Source organism: Anaeromonas gelatinilytica, assembly GCF_016820635.1.
Taxonomy (GTDB): domain Bacteria; phylum Bacillota; class Clostridia; order Tissierellales; family SIT17; genus Anaeromonas; species Anaeromonas gelatinilytica.
The window spans coordinates 1-16,611 of sequence record NZ_WSFU01000140.1; the positions used below are offsets into that span (position 1 = coordinate 1).

General features: G+C 29.7%; 20 protein-coding genes. All 20 read left to right on the forward strand.

Features of this window, described 5'->3' with window-relative positions; genetic code table 11:
• Window positions 1–68 precede the first annotated feature (68 nt).
• The 20 genes from GOQ29_RS13885 (at window position 69) to GOQ29_RS13980 (ending at window position 16,278) form a co-directional block, all read left to right on the forward strand.
• A complete protein-coding gene (locus GOQ29_RS13885) occupies window positions 69–878 on the forward strand; it encodes an XdhC family protein (protein ID WP_203373271.1) in 810 nt (269 codons plus the stop codon).
• Between the two features lie 137 nt (window positions 879–1,015).
• Window positions 1,016–1,555 carry a nucleoside-triphosphatase gene (locus tag GOQ29_RS13890; RefSeq protein ID WP_203373272.1) on the forward strand — a complete coding sequence of 180 codons (540 nt, stop codon included), beginning with the start codon at window positions 1,016–1,018 and terminating at the stop codon, window positions 1,553–1,555.
• A 2-nt stretch (window positions 1,556–1,557) separates the two neighbouring features.
• On the forward strand, window positions 1,558–2,577 hold the full coding sequence (locus GOQ29_RS13895; protein WP_203373273.1) for an ABC transporter substrate-binding protein: 1,020 nt from the start codon (window positions 1,558–1,560) through the stop codon (window positions 2,575–2,577).
• Window positions 2,570–3,589 (forward strand): FecCD family ABC transporter permease, encoded by a 1,020-nt coding sequence (locus GOQ29_RS13900; protein WP_203373274.1) that lies wholly within the window; start codon window positions 2,570–2,572, stop codon window positions 3,587–3,589. The genes GOQ29_RS13895 and GOQ29_RS13900 overlap by 8 nt, the downstream gene beginning before the upstream one ends.
• A 12-nt stretch (window positions 3,590–3,601) precedes the next feature.
• The gene (locus GOQ29_RS13905; protein WP_203373275.1) at window positions 3,602–4,372 is read left to right on the forward strand and encodes an ABC transporter ATP-binding protein; all 771 of its coding nucleotides are present in this window, start codon (window positions 3,602–3,604) and stop codon (window positions 4,370–4,372) included.
• A 14-nt stretch (window positions 4,373–4,386) separates the two neighbouring features.
• Window positions 4,387–4,536: a hypothetical protein gene (locus GOQ29_RS13910; protein ID WP_203373276.1), complete on the forward strand. Its 150-nt coding sequence runs from the start codon at window positions 4,387–4,389 to the stop codon at window positions 4,534–4,536.
• A gap of 238 nt (window positions 4,537–4,774) precedes the next feature.
• On the forward strand, window positions 4,775–5,713 hold the full coding sequence (gene yhfZ / locus GOQ29_RS13915) for a GntR family transcriptional regulator YhfZ (RefSeq protein WP_203373277.1): 939 nt from the start codon (window positions 4,775–4,777) through the stop codon (window positions 5,711–5,713).
• 51 nt (window positions 5,714–5,764) lie between these two features.
• Window positions 5,765–6,142, forward strand: coding sequence for a PRD domain-containing protein (locus tag GOQ29_RS13920; RefSeq protein ID WP_203373278.1), 378 nt, complete (start codon window positions 5,765–5,767; stop codon window positions 6,140–6,142).
• Between the two features lie 2 nt (window positions 6,143–6,144).
• Window positions 6,145–6,504 (forward strand): DUF2620 domain-containing protein, encoded by a 360-nt coding sequence (locus GOQ29_RS13925; protein ID WP_203373279.1) that lies wholly within the window; start codon window positions 6,145–6,147, stop codon window positions 6,502–6,504.
• Between the two features lie 120 nt (window positions 6,505–6,624).
• Complete coding sequence (locus GOQ29_RS13930) at window positions 6,625–6,948, forward strand: PTS sugar transporter subunit IIB (RefSeq protein ID WP_203373280.1); 324 nt, start codon at window positions 6,625–6,627, stop codon at window positions 6,946–6,948.
• A 14-nt stretch (window positions 6,949–6,962) separates the two neighbouring features.
• On the forward strand, window positions 6,963–8,237 hold the full coding sequence (locus GOQ29_RS13935; protein ID WP_203373281.1) for a PTS sugar transporter subunit IIC: 1,275 nt from the start codon (window positions 6,963–6,965) through the stop codon (window positions 8,235–8,237).
• A gap of 71 nt (window positions 8,238–8,308) precedes the next feature.
• A complete protein-coding gene (locus tag GOQ29_RS13940) occupies window positions 8,309–8,617 on the forward strand; it encodes a PTS lactose/cellobiose transporter subunit IIA (RefSeq protein ID WP_203373282.1) in 309 nt (102 codons plus the stop codon).
• Between the two features lie 6 nt (window positions 8,618–8,623).
• Complete coding sequence (locus GOQ29_RS13945) at window positions 8,624–9,724, forward strand: DUF871 domain-containing protein (RefSeq protein ID WP_203373283.1); 1,101 nt, start codon at window positions 8,624–8,626, stop codon at window positions 9,722–9,724.
• A 57-nt stretch (window positions 9,725–9,781) separates the two neighbouring features.
• Window positions 9,782–10,069 (forward strand): hypothetical protein, encoded by a 288-nt coding sequence (locus GOQ29_RS13950; RefSeq protein WP_203373284.1) that lies wholly within the window; start codon window positions 9,782–9,784, stop codon window positions 10,067–10,069.
• A gap of 24 nt (window positions 10,070–10,093) precedes the next feature.
• On the forward strand, window positions 10,094–10,255 hold the full coding sequence (locus GOQ29_RS13955) for a hypothetical protein (RefSeq protein ID WP_203373285.1): 162 nt from the start codon (window positions 10,094–10,096) through the stop codon (window positions 10,253–10,255).
• A 117-nt stretch (window positions 10,256–10,372) separates the two neighbouring features.
• Window positions 10,373–11,653, forward strand: coding sequence for a YhfT family protein (locus GOQ29_RS13960; protein WP_203373286.1), 1,281 nt, complete (start codon window positions 10,373–10,375; stop codon window positions 11,651–11,653).
• 194 nt (window positions 11,654–11,847) lie between these two features.
• Window positions 11,848–12,756: a phosphotriesterase family protein gene (locus GOQ29_RS13965; RefSeq protein ID WP_207750724.1), complete on the forward strand. Its 909-nt coding sequence runs from the start codon at window positions 11,848–11,850 to the stop codon at window positions 12,754–12,756.
• 11 nt (window positions 12,757–12,767) lie between these two features.
• Window positions 12,768–13,874, forward strand: coding sequence for an aminotransferase class V-fold PLP-dependent enzyme (locus GOQ29_RS13970; protein ID WP_203373287.1), 1,107 nt, complete (start codon window positions 12,768–12,770; stop codon window positions 13,872–13,874).
• The gene (locus GOQ29_RS13975) at window positions 13,875–15,050 is read left to right on the forward strand and encodes a YhfX family PLP-dependent enzyme (protein WP_203373288.1); all 1,176 of its coding nucleotides are present in this window, start codon (window positions 13,875–13,877) and stop codon (window positions 15,048–15,050) included.
• A gap of 13 nt (window positions 15,051–15,063) precedes the next feature.
• Window positions 15,064–16,278: a phosphopentomutase gene (locus tag GOQ29_RS13980; RefSeq protein ID WP_203373289.1), complete on the forward strand. Its 1,215-nt coding sequence runs from the start codon at window positions 15,064–15,066 to the stop codon at window positions 16,276–16,278.
• The last annotated feature ends 333 nt before the right edge of the window (window positions 16,279–16,611 follow it).

The following is a 16,611-nucleotide window of genomic DNA, read 5'->3' on the forward strand; positions in this document are numbered from 1 at the left end:
ATAAAAAAATAATATGAATAGATCACTTAAAAAGTGTCTCTAAACATATTATACGAGGAGATGGCTCTATGGATGAAATTCAATATATAGAAAAAATAAATGAGGAAATGAAAAATAATAGAAGTGTAGCAATGGCGACAACTATCAGTGTAAAGGGTTCCACACCTAGGGAAGAGGGTTCAATAATGATAGTGATGGAGGATGGTACTACCATTGGAACAATAGGTGGAGGGAAACTAGAGTACGAAGTCATAAAAGAAGCTAAAATATGTATAGAAAAGGGAGAAAGTAAGAAATATGATTTTAAACTAACTGATAAGGGAGATTTAGGAGCAGTATGTGGAGGCCAAGGAGAAGTATTCATAAAGGTTTTCAAAAAAAAGGAAAATCTGATTTTAGTAGGAGGGGGTCATGTAGGTAGAAGTATCTATCATATGGCTCAACAACTAGATTTTAATATTATAGTAGTAGATGAGAGAGAGGAAATATGTAATAGGCAAAATTTCCCTAAGGCTCAAAAATTATTATTAGGGGATGTAAAGGAAGAATTAAACAAATATTTAATAGATTCTTTTTCATATATAGTTATTGCTACAAAGGGACATAAAGATGATGAAAAGGCATTGGAAGCTGTATTAGATAGAGGAGCTAAGTACATAGGATTAATAGGTAGTAAAATAAAGTTGAAATATACTTTTGACAATCTATTAGAAAAGGGATTTAAAAGAGAAGACTTACAAAAGGTATATGCTCCTGTAGGATTAAATTTAGGGGGAGAGATCCCTGAAGAGATAGCTTTATCTATATTAAGTGAAATAGTTCTTGTAAGAAATAATGGAACGCCAAAACATATGAAATATGATTTTTTTGTCAAATAACCATAAGAAAGAAGGATGTAAATGTATAGGGTAGGAATAATAACAGCTAGAGATAAGGGTTTGAGAGGAGAACGGGAAGATATTAGTGGAAAGGTAATAAGTGAAATATTTAAAGATAGAGGCAAGGGGATGAAACTTTGAACTGTAAAAACCTATTTCTAACTGGTAATATTAAGGTTGGAAAATCTACTATAATAAACAAAGTTATAGATGAATATTTTAAAGATAAAACTATAGCTGGATTTAAAACACTTCCCTTCTATGAATATGGATATTTAAAGGGCTATTACATAGAAAATCAACTAGAGGAAAATATTTTCCCTAAAAAAGAAAACATAGTTGGAATAAACTCAAAGAACTATGGTGAAAAAAAATGCTTTGGAATAGCAGAAACTTTTGAAAACAAAGGGGTAGATATTTTGAATAAGTCAATTGATAAAAACATTGACTTAGTATTACTAGATGAAATAGGTTTTTTTGAAAATGAAGCAAGTGTTTTTAAGAAAAATGTACATAGAGTTCTAGATAGTGAAAAAAGAGTGCTAGGAGTTCTAAAGAAAAAAGATACAGAATTTTTAAAGGGATTGATAGCTAGAAAAGATGTAATGGTTATTGAAGTGACAGAGGAAAACAGAAATAATATTGTGAAACAGATATCAAATTATTGGAGGTTATGAAATTGAGAGAGATAATGAAAAATAGTATATCTAAACTATTAATAATGTTAATAATGATCATTCCATTAGTTCTTTTGGGATGTGAAAGTGATCAAGGTTATAATAGTTCAGAAACAGAGAGTAGTGATATAAATAAAATAGTGACTACTTATAGACCTGCAACGGATTTAGTATTAGCTTTAGGTGGAGCAGATAAGCTTATAGGAGTAGAAGATGGAGCTTCAGGTGGGTTAGATTTAATAAAAAGCCTAAAGGGAGAATCTATATCTGAATTAGTTGAAGTTGGAAGTAAAAAAAACGGAATAAATATAGAAGCTGTTTTATCTTTAGATCCTGATTTAGTTATTATTTATCCAACTGAGGAAGATGATGAAACGGTAGAAAAACTAGAAGCTCAAAATATTAAAGTTGTTAGTATAAACCCTGAAAGTGTAGATCTTTTGAAAGATGAAATAATAAACGTAGGTAAAGCAATGGGTGTAGAAGAAAAAGCTAATGAGTTAGTAAAATACTATAATGACAAAATAAAATACGTTCAAGAAACAGTTAATTCATTAGAAAAGAAAAAGATATATATAGCTGGTTCTAGAGGTGTTTTATCTACAGTATCTTCAAGTATGTATCAACATGAAATGATAGAAGTAGCTGGTGGTATAAACGTTGCGGCAGACCTTAAAGGTGGTTCAAATGACGTTACAGTAGAACAACTTTTAACTTGGAATCCAGATGTGATATTTTCCGTTATGTATTCCGAAGGTGGAAGTCATGAAGATATAAAAAGCGACGAAAAAATAAAATCTATAAATGCTATAAAAAATAATGATGTTTATCAAATACCATCTAATATAAGTTCTTGGGACATGCCTCAACCATCTAGTATACTAGGTATACTTTGGATAGGAAAAACTTTGTATCCAGAAGAATTTAGTGACTTAGATATAGATAAAGAAGCAAACGAATTTTATAGTAAATTTTACGGCAAATCGTTTGAAGACTTAGGAGGAAAGTTAGAAAGTGAGTAAAAAGAATGATCTTAAACTTTATTATCTTTTTATAATAACTATTTTCTTTGTATTAACTCTTATTGTATCAATGTTTATAGGTAGATACTCAATAGATAGACAAGAATATGTTAATAGTATTGGAAATATAAAAAGTCATATTTTAAATGGTACTGAATTAAATCCTATTGCTATGATATTATTTAATGTTAGACTTACAAGAATCTTAATGGCAGCCTTAGTTGGAGCAGGTTTATCTATTTCAGGACTAGTATTTCAAAATGTATTTAAAAACCCAATTGCGTCTCCAGATATTTTAGGGGTAACATCTGGAGCGAGCTTTGGAGCAGCACTTGCTATCATTTTACCTGTAGAATTTAAGGGGAAAATACAAATACTAGCCTTTACATTTGGAGTACTAGCAATCCTTATAACATGTTTTATAAAAAGAATGTCTAGAGATGAGAGTATTTTATACTTAGTATTATCAGGTATAATAACTTCTGCGTTTTTTACATCTCTTCTTTCTATTATGAAATATATTTCTGATCCTTATCAGCAACTTCCATCCATAGTTTTCTGGACTATGGGTGGACTACATAGGGCTAACTGGGAGCTAGTTAGGAATTGTATTTTTATAATAATTCCAAGTATAATTTTAATAAATAAGTTAGATTTTAAAATAAAAATATTATCTTTAGGAGACACAGAAGCAAAATCATTAGGAATGAATGTATCAAAGTTTAGAAATTTAATCTTATATTTAGTATCCTTTGTAGTGTCATTTTGTGTTTCAATATCTGGAACTATTGGTTGGATATCTTTGATAGTTCCTCATTTATCAAGGATATTATTAGGAAATGATAATAAATTCATATATCTTTTCACCGCCATATTTGGAGGAACATTATTACTTATTCTAGACAATGTAGCTAGAACCTTAACTACTTCAGAAATACCTATAGGAATACTTACAGCTATGATAGGAGCTCCTATTCTAGGATATTTACTTATCATTAAAAAAACAGTTTAAGAAGGTGCAATTATGAAAATAAAAGTAGAAGATTTAACTTTTTTATTTGATGAAAAGGAAGTACTAAAAAACATTAATATAGAATTTGAGAAAGGTAAGGTCTATAGCTTATTAGGTAAAAACGGTACAGGTAAGACTACACTTTTAAAAAATTTATTTGGGATATATAGGGCTAACAAAGGAAAAGTTGAAGTTAAAGATAGAAATATACATGATTTTAATGAAAAAGACTTATCAAAAATAATATCCTATGTACCTCAAAGTATAAGCTCAAAGTTAAACTTTACTGTACTAACTGTAGTGTTAATGGGAAGAAATCCCTATCTAAATGGACTTGATAAGCTAACTGATAGAGACTATAAACTTTCTTATGATGCTATAAAAATTGTTGGAATAGAGAGTTTAGTAGAAGAAAATTTTTCAAAGTTGAGTGGAGGACAAAAACAGCTCGTAATGATAGCTAGAGCTATAGCTCAAGATACTGAGTTTATAATTATGGATGAGCCTACGTCTAGCTTAGATATAAAAAATCAGCATGAAGTCATGAATCTCATATGGAATATATCTAAGAAATATAATAAGGGAGTAATACTATCTATCCATGACCCATTATTATGTTATAGATACTGTGACGAAATAGTTATGATTAAAGATGGTAGCATTATGATAAACGGAAAAGTAGAGGATATATTCACAGAATATAATCTATCTAGTCTTTACGATATAGAATTCACAGTAGTTAAGGGTATAAACGGAGAAAGGATTATAACTCCAATATATTAGGGAGAAATCAAATCATGACTAAAGGAAGATCAACTACATTAGAAGAGCGAATAGAAATTGTTAAATGTTGTACAGAGAACGAAAAAAATTATATAAAATCTACACCAGAGATTATTTTTGAAAATATATTAAATAGAGATTTTAATACAGATAATATCAATTAAAAGTGGCTTACTCATGTAATAGAGTTCAAATATAGTGAGGGAAAGAAAGTATATTAGAGTGCTATTTTAGATTTTGTAGATAAAAGTATTATTTCCTATGTAATTGGCAGATCAAACAATAATATGTTAGTATTTGATGTATTATCAGAGTTAAATTTATAGTTGAATTATATTATATATATGTTATACTTAAAATAGAATATACAGAAAAATGTATTATGTTGGAAGGTTGAATTATATGAATAGTTATAAGAATAAATTAATGTCTAAAAATGGAAAAGTAATTATATTATTAGCTCGAGAGATGTTAACTTATTATAAAGGGGATAGAATAAGAACAGTTAGTCAATATACTGATATTTTTGATACAGCCAGAGGAACTGTTCAATCAGCTCTTAAATTTCTTCAAGAAATTAATGGTTTAAAATTAGAATCTCGAGGACATTTAGGTACTTTTATTGTTGATATAGATTATAAAAAATTGTGGGAAGTATCAGATTTTAATGTAATAATGGGAGTTATGCCACTACCTTATTCAAAGAGATATGAAGGTTTAGCTACTGGATTTTATGAGAGTTTTGAAGAAAGTGAGATACCTTTTAGTTTAGCATTTATGAGGGGGTCTTCTAAAAGAATAGAAGCATTGAATTTAGGAAAATATAATTTTACTATTATTTCAAAACTAGCTGCTAGATTGGAGATGAGAAAATCTTCTAATATCGAAATAATTCATGAATTTGGTGAAGGTAGTTATGTGGGTAATCATGTTATTGTTTTTAGAGATAGAAATGAAACTAAGATTGAAGATGGAATGAGAATAGCATTAGACCCTATGTCTATTGATCAGCTTATACTAACTTCCAATGAATGTATTGATAAAGAAATAGAATATGTGGAAACACCATATAATCAAATATTAAATAAGATGAAGAATAATGAAATTGATGCTGCAATTTGGAATGTTGATGAAATAAAGGAAAAAAACTTAGAATATAATGTTTGTCCTTTATCAAGTAAGAAAACAAAAGATCTTTCAAAAGAAGATACTATTGCAGTAGTAGCTGTAAGTAAAGGAAATAAGGAATTTGGTAATATTCTAAACAAATTCATTGATTTAAAAAAAGTAGAAAAAATACAACAGAAAGTTATGAATGATGAAATAATACCTAAGTATTAATTTTTTTAAGATTAATATACAAAAAAATGTATATTGAGCGGAGGAGATAAAATGAATAAATTATTGGTACAAAGACTTGAAATATTGAAAGGGGCAGGAGAAATAAGTGAGAAAATTAAAGATGTAACTTTAGATTTTATTAGTAAATTTGAAGAAAAATATTCTTTAGAAATGACAGAAGAAAATGCATCTATGTTAGTAACTCATTTAGCTATGGCTTTATCAAGAATTAAAAAAGGTGAAAAAATAGAAGAAATGGATGAGATGGCCTTAGAAGAAGTTAAGGAGAATGAAATTTATGATGATTTTCCTGAATTTTATGATTTCATTGAGAAGAGACTAGATATAGAAATACCTGAATCAGAAAAAGGTTATATTGCTTTACATGGCTGCATATTAATTTTAAATAATAAAGGAAAGGAGGAGTAATAATGATTAAGTTTGTTATAGGTGGACAAGTTGAGAAACAAAAAATTGCAGATTTAGTGAAGAGTATAGGAGGTGATGAAGTAGAAGTAAAAGTTAAAAATGACCTTCAAGCGGCTAATGATATAAAATCAGGAAAGGCTGATTATTATCTAGGTGCTTGTCATACAGGTGGTGGCGGAGCTCTTAGTATGGCTATAGCATTATTAACAAAAAGTAAATGTGCTACTGTATCTATGCCAGGAAAGCCACCAAAGAAAGAAGATGTGATTAAAGCAGTTAATGAAGGGAAAATTGCATTTGGTTTTACTGGAGATCATCACGAAGAAGCAGTAAAGATGATAGTAGAAGAAATTTTAAAATAAAATCATATCCTATTTTTGGGGGTGGTAAGTATTTTATGTATAAATTTGTAAAAATAAAGATTTGTCAAGGTTCTTTGATAAAACTTTTGACAAAACCATTAATAAGAGGAGGTTTTTGTTATGAAGGTAATGTTTGTTTGTGCCGGTGGTATGTCAACAGCTATGACAGCAAAGAAACTTCAAGAAGTAGCAGATAAAAATGATGTAGAAATGACTGTTAAAGCATTTGGAACTTCTGATTATTTGAAAGAACTAAAAAAGGACAATTATGATGTGCTATTAGTAGCACCTCAAATAAGACATAGATTTGATGTTATAAAAGAATCTGCAAATAAGTTTGATGGTTTAGTAGTTGAGAAAATACCACCAAACATGTATGCACCAATGGAACCAATAGTAAAGAAATTATTTAATTTTATCATGGAAAAAGTAAACAATAAATAAAGGGGGACTTAACAATGATGGATAAATTCATGGTATGGCTTGATGAAAAATTTTCAACGCCAATGGCTAAATTAGCAGAACAAAGGCATTTAAGAGCTGTTAGAGACGGTATAGTTGCAACTTTACCTATAATAATAGTAGGTTCATTTTTCTTGATATTAGCATATCCACCAGTACCTAAAGATTCAGCTGTAGCACTATGGGCAGCTGAAAATATAGTTAAGATATTATTACCTTATCGATTGACTATGTATATAATGTCCTTGTATGCATCTTGGGGTATAGGTTATAGTTTATCTAAGTCTTATAACCTTGATGGTGTTTCAGGAGGAAACTTAGCAGTTGTAGCTTTCCTTATGACAATCATACCCCAAGTAGCAGATGAGATTGGTTGGGCTCTTCCAATGGCCAACCTTGGAGGATCAGGTATGTTTGTTGCAATTGTAACATCTATATTTGCAGTTGAAATAATGAGACTATTAAGCAAAACTAAATTTAAGATAACAATGCCAGAACAAGTACCTTCTTCAGTAGCTAGATCTTTTGAAGCACTTACACCTACAGCAGTAGTAGTAATATTAATGACTATTATATCTGTAGTTTTAGAATTCGATTGGCATGGATTTATAGCAAAGGTTATGGCACCTCTAATATCTACTTCAGACACTATATTTGGTGTATTGTTTCCAGTAATTTTAATAACATTATTCTGGTCAGCAGGAATACATGGAGTATCAGTAGTAGGATCAGTTGCAAGACCAGTATGGACTGTATTACTTGATGCTAACACAGCAGCCGCTGCAGAAGGGGCAAAGGTTTTACCACATATAGCTCCAGAGCCATTCTATCAATGGTTTATATGGCTAGGAGGATCAGGTGCTACTATTGGTTTAGTATTATTGTTAGCATTTGTTTCAAAATCTAAATATTCTAAAACTCTAGGTAGAACAGCTCTTGCTCCAGGACTATTTAACATAAACGAACCACTAATATTTGGTGCACCAATAGTTTTAAATCCGATATTAATAATACCATTTGTATTAGCACCATTAGTTAATGCTGTAGTAAGTTATGTTGTTATGTCATTAGAATTAGTAGCAAGACCTTATATCCTTGCACCATGGACTTTACCAGGACCTATTGGAGCTTATTTGGCTACTGGTGGTGACTGGAAAGCTATTGTTCTTAACTTAGTATGTATAGTTTTATCAGTTATAATATACTATCCATTCTTTAAAATGTATGATAATAAGCAATTAGAATTAGAACAAATAGAAAAAGCAGTTTAGTTATAATAATAACCAGTTATAAGATTAGTTGTAACAACTAATCTTATAACTTAGTTTAGGAGGAAAATATTATGAATGAAGAAAGAATATTTGGAATTATATCTTATGCGGGAGATGCAAAAGGAACAGCCTACGAGGCACTAAACAGTGCAGAAAATTTTGAATTTGAAAAAGCAGAAGAACTTATGAAGCAAGCTCAAGAAACAATGAGAGAAGCTCATAAATTACAAACTAAAATGATTCATGAAGAAGCAGCAGGAAATACAGTTGAAGTAAATATAATCCTTATTCATGCTCAAGATCATCTTATGACTGCAATGTCAGAAATAAATCTAATAGAGAGATTTATAAAAATGTATAAAAAAATCGATGAAAGGTAGATTGTTATGGGAAGATTAGGTATATCAATATATCCAGAAAAAAGCATTTTAGAAGAAATGAAAAATTATATAGATTTAGCTACAGATAATGGTTTTGACAGAATATTTACCTGTTTGTTAAGTGTAAATGTAGAAAATAAAAGCGAGATAGTAGAGAAGTTCAGAAATATTAATAATTATGCAGCATCTAAAGGTATGATGGTAATAGTTGATGTGAGTCCTAGAGTATTTAATGACTTAGGTATAAGCTATAGAGAGCTATCTTTTTTCAAAGGGATAGGTGCTCATGGAATCAGATTAGACATGGGCTTTACTGGAAATGAAGAATCTCTTATGACTTTTAATAAAGAAAACTTAATGATTGAAGTTAATATGAGTAATAATACCCACTATATTAACCTAATCATTGATTATCTACCAAACAAAGAAAATTTAATAGGTTGCCACAATTTTTATCCCCATGATCATAGTGGTTTAAATTATGAGCATTTTCTAGAGTGTAGCCATAATTTTAAAAAACATGGATTAAGAACTGCTGCATTTGTTACATCTCAAAACACTGATACTTTTGGACCATGGCCAGTAACTGATGGATTACCTACTCTAGAAATGCATAGGAAACTTCCCATAGAAATTCAAGCAAAACACTTTATTGCTATGAATGGACTAATAAATGATATTATAATATCTAATTGTTATCCCACAGAAGAAGAGATAATTAAATTAGGAAACTTAAGAAGGGATTTGGTTACATTTGATATTAACTTAGCATCAGATATCCCAGAAATAGAAGAAAAGATAGTATTAGAAGAACTTCACTTTAACAGAGGAGATATATCAGATAGTTTTATAAGATCTACTCAACCAAGAGTAAAATATAAAGGACATGATTTTAAATTATTTAATTCTGTGGATATTAAAAGAGGAGATGTTATAATCGAATCCAGCGAATATGGTCATTATTCAGGGGAGTTGCAAATAGCCCTAAAAGACATGAAAAATTCAGGAAAAACTAATGTGGTAGGAAGAATAAGAGAGGAAGAAATCTTCTTATTAGATTATATTAAACCATGGCAAAAATTTATTTTTAAAAGAGGGATTCTCTAACCCTTTGGTAAATTATGTATTATTAGGAGATATAACTAATATTTAAGGGTGATAAATATGGGAAATAAATTGGTTAAAATAAGCATAAAAGGCTCTATAATGATAATGTTTGGAATAGGGTTTATAAATTTAGTATTAGTAGCTATGCTTAGTAGATTAGGCATAAATGAAAGAATGATTATAATATTATTCAATACTGTTTTTTCAAGTGCATTAGTTTCTTATATTATAACATTTATAGATAAAAATGGTAATAATAAGGAGAAGTTTTTTTCTAGATATATTAAGTTCGTTATATTATTTGGGTTAACAGCTTTTCTATGGACAAAGGGTATTTTCATATAGGAAAGGATTAGGGAGATGGTTAAAATGCATAAATATCAATTAATTGAGGAATATATTAAAACGAATATTGAAGATGGTACTTTCAAAAGAGGAGAAAGTATCTATCCAGAGATAAAATTAGCAAACATGTTCAAAGTTTTGCCACTTCTTTCATTAATATTGGTTTTAATTTTATCTAGGCAATAAAACTGTATCCTATTTCTAGGGCAAGTATTTTATATATAAATTTGTAAAAATAAAGGGTTTGTCAAGGTTTATTGATAAAACTTTTGACAAAACCTAAAATTATAAGGGGGAAAAAATATGAAGCTTGCTTTAATCGCCATCATAGGTGCATTAGGTGCAATTATGGCGAACAAAGGAATTGCGGTATTTAATGATGGACTTCGACCTATTATGCCTGAACATCGTGAAGGTAGAATGGGGAGAAAAGAATTAGCTGCAACTTCTTTTGCAATGTGTTTTGGGCTAGTTATAGGTTTTGGAATTCCATTTTCGTTAACAACAAGCGTTATACTTATACATTCAATATTTCTTGGAACTGATATTATAGGTACATTTTCACCAGATGGAAAGAAAGGTATATTTGTATCTGGTATAATTGGAGCAGCTTACGGTATAGGACTTTTATTAGGATTAGAAAGTATAGTTAATACATTTGAACTTTTACCTGTTAATTTCATGGAAAATCTAGGCGCAGTTGGTGATCCAGTGGTTGCGGCTTTTGCTGCATTTCCAGCATTAGCAACTGGTTTTCAATTTGGAGTTAAGAAGGGGTTATTAAACTTAACATTTTCTGTTATAGCAAGACAATTAGCCATAGTTGTTAGTCCTATAATTCTGGGTTCAGCATCTATCAATATAAATCCAGAAGGTAGTGCATTGATAGTTGGTATGGCTATTTTACTAATATATGCAATGAGGGAAAAACCTGAGGAAGAAATAGTTGATATTGCTTCAGTATTTAGTGAAAGAGTTAGTAGGATAAAGAAAAATGTACCATATTTAATTTTAATGGGAGCTTTAGTTTCAGCTGCTACTGCTTCAAATATGATGGCCGGAGATCCAATAGCATTAAATTTAATGTCAGAAGGACAATATGTGGATGCTGGATTTGCTGCTTTAGCTAGAGGGATTGGATTCATTCCTTTAATAGTTTCTACTGCAATATCTACAGGAGTATATGGACCTGTTGGAATGACATTTGTGTTTGTAGTCGGATTATTTGTAAGAAATCCTTTAATAGCTTTTGTATTAGGTGGAATTGTTATAGGTATAGAAGTACTTTTCTTAGATGCTATAGCAAGATTTCTTGATAAATTTCCTGGAATTAGAGATTCAGGAGATAATATTAGGAATGCAATGAGTAAACTTCTTGAAATAGCATTATTAGTAGGTGGTATGAATGCAGCAAATGCAATAGCACCTGGAATAGGATTTTTTGCAGTAATTGGTCTTTATGTATTAAATGATATGGCTGGAAAACCTGTAGTAAGTATGGCGGTTGGACCAATATCTGCTATATTGGTTGGAGTTTTAGTGAATATTCTTTCTGTAGTAGGATTATTTACACCACCAGTATAAAATAATGTAATAAATCTAATAAAGTCAAGGGTCTCTCTTGACTTTATTGTTAAAAGAGGAATTGAGAATGGTAAATTGGGAGATATAATAAGGAAACTATATTCTACTCCAGAATTATATAAAAGATATTTTATAGAAGGATATAAGAAGAAAAATAATAGTTTTATTTAAACTAAAATAGGAGGGGAATGAATATGAGTATAATAACTATTAATGGAGAGATAAATAGAGAAGACTTAGGAAAAACATATATACATGAACATTTAAGCATAGATTTATCATCTCAAAAAAAAGATTTAGATACAAAATTTGATGATATAGAATCCTTACTTGAAGAGATGAAGAATATAAATGGAAAAGGAATAAATACAATTGTAGAAGTTACTAATAGAGGTATGGGAAGAAATGTAGATGTAATGAAAAGAATAACTCAAGAAACAGGTCTTAATATCATAGCTAGTACAGGATTTTATAAGGAACCATTCTTACCTGATTATGTATATGAAATGGAAGAAAAAGAATTAAGTAAATTATTGATTAAAGATATATTAGAGGGTATAGACGGTACAGATGTAAAGGCTCACGTAATTGGAGAAATAGGAACTAGTAATGATATTATGACTCCTATGGAAAATAAAGTATTTAAAGTAGCAGCAAGAACTCATTTAGAAACTGGAATACCAATATCAACACATACTACATTGGGAACATATGCATTAGAGCAGATAGAATTTATGAAGAAATATAATGTGGACTTGACAAAATTGGTTATTGGACATTTAGATTTAAATTGTGATTTAGATTATCATCTAAGGGTTGCTGATAATGGATGTTATTTAGCTTTTGATACGATTGGAAAATTGAATTATCAGTCTGATGAAAAAAGAGCAAAACATATTAATGAATTGATAAATAGAGGTCATATAAACCAAATTGTTTTATCTCAAGATATAACTAGAAAATCCCATTTAAATGTTAATGGTGGTATAGGTTATAGTCATTTATTAGATAAGTTCATCCCAAAACTTATTGAGATAGGAATAGACGAAAAACAAATTGAAATTATGATGAAGGAAAATCCAAAAAGATTATTAGATATATAGGAGGGTTATAGATGAAGGCATATCCAATAAAAACTGTAGATATAGAAAAAGCCAAAGATATGCAATTTAAATTAGTAGATATAATTCATAAGAATTTTGATGGATATGAATTTTTTCAAGAAGGAGATTTGGGAGTCGTACCTGGAGTTGGAAAACCAATGTATACTCAAAAAGTAGAAAAGGTTTTAGCTCAATTCTTCGGAGGAGAAGATGCTATATTAGTTAGGGGTTCAGGAACAGGAGCTATTAGAAATGTTATGAATTCTATTTTAAAACCTAATGAGAAAATCTTAATTCATGATGCTCCAATATATCCTACTACAAAAGTTATAGTAGAATCTATGGGATTAAAAACTGTTAAAGTAGATTTTAATAATATTTTAGGTGAAGATAAAAAAACAATTAGATCTGTAGACTTTGCTCTTATACAGCATTCAAGACAAAAATTAGATGATAAATATGATTTACAAAATGTAATTGAAGAGATTAAGAAAGTGAATTCATCAATTAATATATTAATTGATGATAATTATATTGTAATGAAAGCCGAGAAAATAGGAGTAGAATTAGGAGCAGATGTTAGTGCATTTTCTTTATTTAAATTATTAGGACCTCAAGGAGTAGGTTGTGTAGTTGGAAATAAGAAGATCATAGAAAAGATTAGAGAGATTAATTATTCAGGAGGTAGTCAAGTACAGGGATTTGAAGCAATGGATGCTTTAAGATCATTAGTATATGCTCCTGTTTCATTGGCCATCCAAGCTGAAGAAGGAAATAAAATTATAGATATATTAAATTCTGGGAAATTAAAAGGAATTAAATCTGCATTCATAGCAAATGCACAATCAAGAGTAATTTTGGTAGAATTTGAGGAACCTATAGCCAAAAAAGTTTTAGAATATAGTTCAAAATTAGGTGCAGCTCCCTATCCAATAGGTGCAGAATCTAGATATGAAATTACAGCGATGTTTTATAGAGTATCTGGAACCTTCCTAAAATCTAATCCTAAATTAGGAGATTATATGATTCGTATTAATCCAATGAGGGCAGGTGCCAATACAGTCCTTAGAATATTAGAAGAATCAATTATGAAAGTTTTAAAGGAAGGTGAAGTATAGATGTTTTTAGATATGACTATTGAAAGGAATGAAAAATTAATAAAAACAGCAATTGATTTGCATAGAAAAGGAGATATTAGACCTAATTCATATATATTAGATATAGATTCCATAAAAACTAATACTAATAGACTTGCAAAAAGAGCAAAGGAATTAGATATAAAATTATATATGATGACAAAACAGATAGGAAGAAACCCTGAGATAGCTAAGATAATATCTCAAAATGGAATAGAAAAGGCTGTAACAGTAGATCCGTGGGAGGCAGTAAGATTAGCAGAAGCCGGAGTAAAACTAGGAAATGTGGGACACTTAGTTCAGATACCTTCAAGAATGATTAAACAAATATTAGAGTATAGACCTGAGGTAATAACTGTATTTACAGTAGAAAAAGCAAAGGAAATATCAGAGGAATCCATAAAACTAGGTATGGTACAGGATATATTATTAAAAGTAGTAGGACCTAATGATAATATATACGAAGGTCAAGTTGGAGGCTTTAAAGAAGAAGATCTCATAGAAAAGGCTAGAGAGATAAAATTATTGTCAGGAGTAAATATAGTAGGAGTAACAGCCTTCCCATGTTTTTTATATGATTATGATGAAGATATTATTAAACCAACGGAAAATGGATATACAGTAGTTAGATGTGTAAAAAAACTTGAAAGGGAATTAAATATAGATATAAAACAGATAAATACTCCTAGTGCTAATACTGTAGCATCATTGCCTTTGATAAAAGAATTAGGAGGAACCCATGGAGAACCAGGTCATGCTCTAACAGGGACTACACCATTACATGGAAAAAATGCGCTAGCAGAGATACCAGCAATGATTTATTTAACTGAAGTTTCCCATATTTTTGAAGATAAGGCATATGTATATGGTGGAGGATTTTACGGAAGGTCTCGAATGAAGAAGGCTATAGTTGGTAGAAATTTTGAAAATATGAAGAATAATATATTAGATATTGAAGAAATATCTCCAGAATCAATTGATTATTATGGGACTTTAAAAATAGGAGAAAACAAGGCAGAGGTAGGAGATACTGTAATTTACTCATTCAGAACTCAAATTTTTGTAACAAGAAGTGAAGTAGTATTAATAGAGGGTATACAAAATAATAATCCTAAAATTGTTGGAGTTTATGATAGTCTTGGAAATAAACTTAGATAAGGTGGTGATATAATTGAAAAAAAGAGCAATTATATTGATATTAGATAGTTTAGGAGTTGGATATATGGATGATGTAGTAGATGTTCGTCCTCAGGATAAAGGGGCAAATACATTTTTCCATATACTAGATAAAGCTGAAGAAATAGAGATACCTAATTTAGAAAAATTAGGTATAAATAAGATTGTTAAACACAATAGATTAAAGAATGATATAAATGAAGGGAGTTATGGAATATTAAATCTAAAACATTATGGTGCGGATAGTTATGCTGGACATCAGGAGATAATGGGAACGGATCCAAAAAAACCATTAATGAAACCCTTTGTTTTTTATATAGAAGAAGTAAAAGCAGCGTTAGAAAAAGAAGGTTATGAAGTAGAAATACCTGATTTAGAAAGGCCGTATCTTTTAGTCAACAAGTTAGTTATAATAGCAGATAATATAGAGACTGACTATGGACAAATTTATAATATAAGTGCTCCACTAGACTTCATATCCTTTGAAGAGATAATGGAAATAGGAAAAATTGTAAGGAAAAATGTAAAAATAAATAGAGTAATAGCTCTAGGAGGTCATGGAGTTAGTCTAGAACAACTTATAAATAGTATAGAGAAAAGAGACGATGGCTTAATAGGATTAAACTCACCAAAATCAGGAGTATATAAAAATGATTATCACGCTAGACATATGGGATATGGTGTAGATACAGAGAAACAAATATCTACTATTTTAATTAAAGAAAACAAAGAAGTAACTTTAATAGGTAAGATGCAAGATGTAATAGAATGTGAAGGAGCAACAAAAATACCAGCAGTAGATACAGAATTAGTAATGAAGAAAATAATTGAAAGTTTGGATAAAACTAATGAAGTACTAATCTCTGCAACAGTCCAGGAAACAGATTTACGAGGACATGCTGAGGATATTCAAGGATATGCAGATAAAATAATGATTGCAGATAAATATATAGGAAAAATATTAGAAAAGATGACTGATGAAGATATTCTTTTAATAAGTGCAGACCATGGGAATGATCCTACAATTGGTCATAGTCAACACACTAGGGAAAAGGCATTTCTACTGGTATATGGTCGAAAATTAAATAAAGTTAATATTGGAGAAAGAGGAACTTTATCAGACATAGCAGCAACAGTAGCTGAGTATTTTAATGTATCAAGTCCTGAAAATGGTGAGGGTTTCCATAGTTTATTAGTGGAGGATGAGTAATTAGGTCTAGCTATAGGGAGTACACCTATAGGTACTTATCATACTTTATGAGAAAAAATTTATTTAATAATGTAAATATCAACTCTATGCATATCATGAATATCTTTAGGATCATCTAAGAATATTACCACTAAAAAAGGAACAATAATAAAACATTAAATCTAAAAGTTTTTGATTAAATTTTATTTAAAATATATTATAATAAAATTATAAGACAAATATATTGCATATTTTCAAAATAAATTAGAGGAGATGATTGATATGTCAGAAAGAAAAGTAGTATCAACAAAAAATGCACCAGGAGCAATAGGACCTTATTCTCAAGGAATAAAG

Excerpts from the sequence above, each read along its gene's own strand:
- GOQ29_RS13970 (WP_203373287.1), top strand. The coding sequence starts at position 12,768 with ATGAAGGCATATCCAATAAAAACTGTAGATATAGAAAAAGCCAAAGAT.
- yhfZ (WP_203373277.1), top strand. The coding sequence starts at position 4,775 with ATGAATAGTTATAAGAATAAATTAATGTCTAAAAATGGAAAAGTAATT.
- GOQ29_RS13950 (WP_203373284.1), top strand. The coding sequence starts at position 9,782 with ATGGGAAATAAATTGGTTAAAATAAGCATAAAAGGCTCTATAATGATA.
- GOQ29_RS13885 (WP_203373271.1), top strand. The coding sequence starts at position 69 with ATGGATGAAATTCAATATATAGAAAAAATAAATGAGGAAATGAAAAAT.
- GOQ29_RS13965 (WP_207750724.1), top strand. The coding sequence starts at position 11,848 with ATGAGTATAATAACTATTAATGGAGAGATAAATAGAGAAGACTTAGGA.
- GOQ29_RS13930 (WP_203373280.1), top strand. The coding sequence starts at position 6,625 with ATGAAGGTAATGTTTGTTTGTGCCGGTGGTATGTCAACAGCTATGACA.
- GOQ29_RS13905 (WP_203373275.1), top strand. The coding sequence starts at position 3,602 with ATGAAAATAAAAGTAGAAGATTTAACTTTTTTATTTGATGAAAAGGAA.
- GOQ29_RS13960 (WP_203373286.1), top strand. The coding sequence starts at position 10,373 with ATGAAGCTTGCTTTAATCGCCATCATAGGTGCATTAGGTGCAATTATG.
- GOQ29_RS13955 (WP_203373285.1), top strand. The coding sequence starts at position 10,094 with ATGCATAAATATCAATTAATTGAGGAATATATTAAAACGAATATTGAA.
- GOQ29_RS13940 (WP_203373282.1), top strand. The coding sequence starts at position 8,309 with ATGAATGAAGAAAGAATATTTGGAATTATATCTTATGCGGGAGATGCA.
- GOQ29_RS13925 (WP_203373279.1), top strand. The coding sequence starts at position 6,145 with ATGATTAAGTTTGTTATAGGTGGACAAGTTGAGAAACAAAAAATTGCA.
- GOQ29_RS13920 (WP_203373278.1), top strand. The coding sequence starts at position 5,765 with ATGAATAAATTATTGGTACAAAGACTTGAAATATTGAAAGGGGCAGGA.
- GOQ29_RS13945 (WP_203373283.1), top strand. The coding sequence starts at position 8,624 with ATGGGAAGATTAGGTATATCAATATATCCAGAAAAAAGCATTTTAGAA.
- GOQ29_RS13935 (WP_203373281.1), top strand. The coding sequence starts at position 6,963 with ATGATGGATAAATTCATGGTATGGCTTGATGAAAAATTTTCAACGCCA.
- GOQ29_RS13975 (WP_203373288.1), top strand. The coding sequence starts at position 13,875 with ATGTTTTTAGATATGACTATTGAAAGGAATGAAAAATTAATAAAAACA.
- GOQ29_RS13910 (WP_203373276.1), top strand. The coding sequence starts at position 4,387 with ATGACTAAAGGAAGATCAACTACATTAGAAGAGCGAATAGAAATTGTT.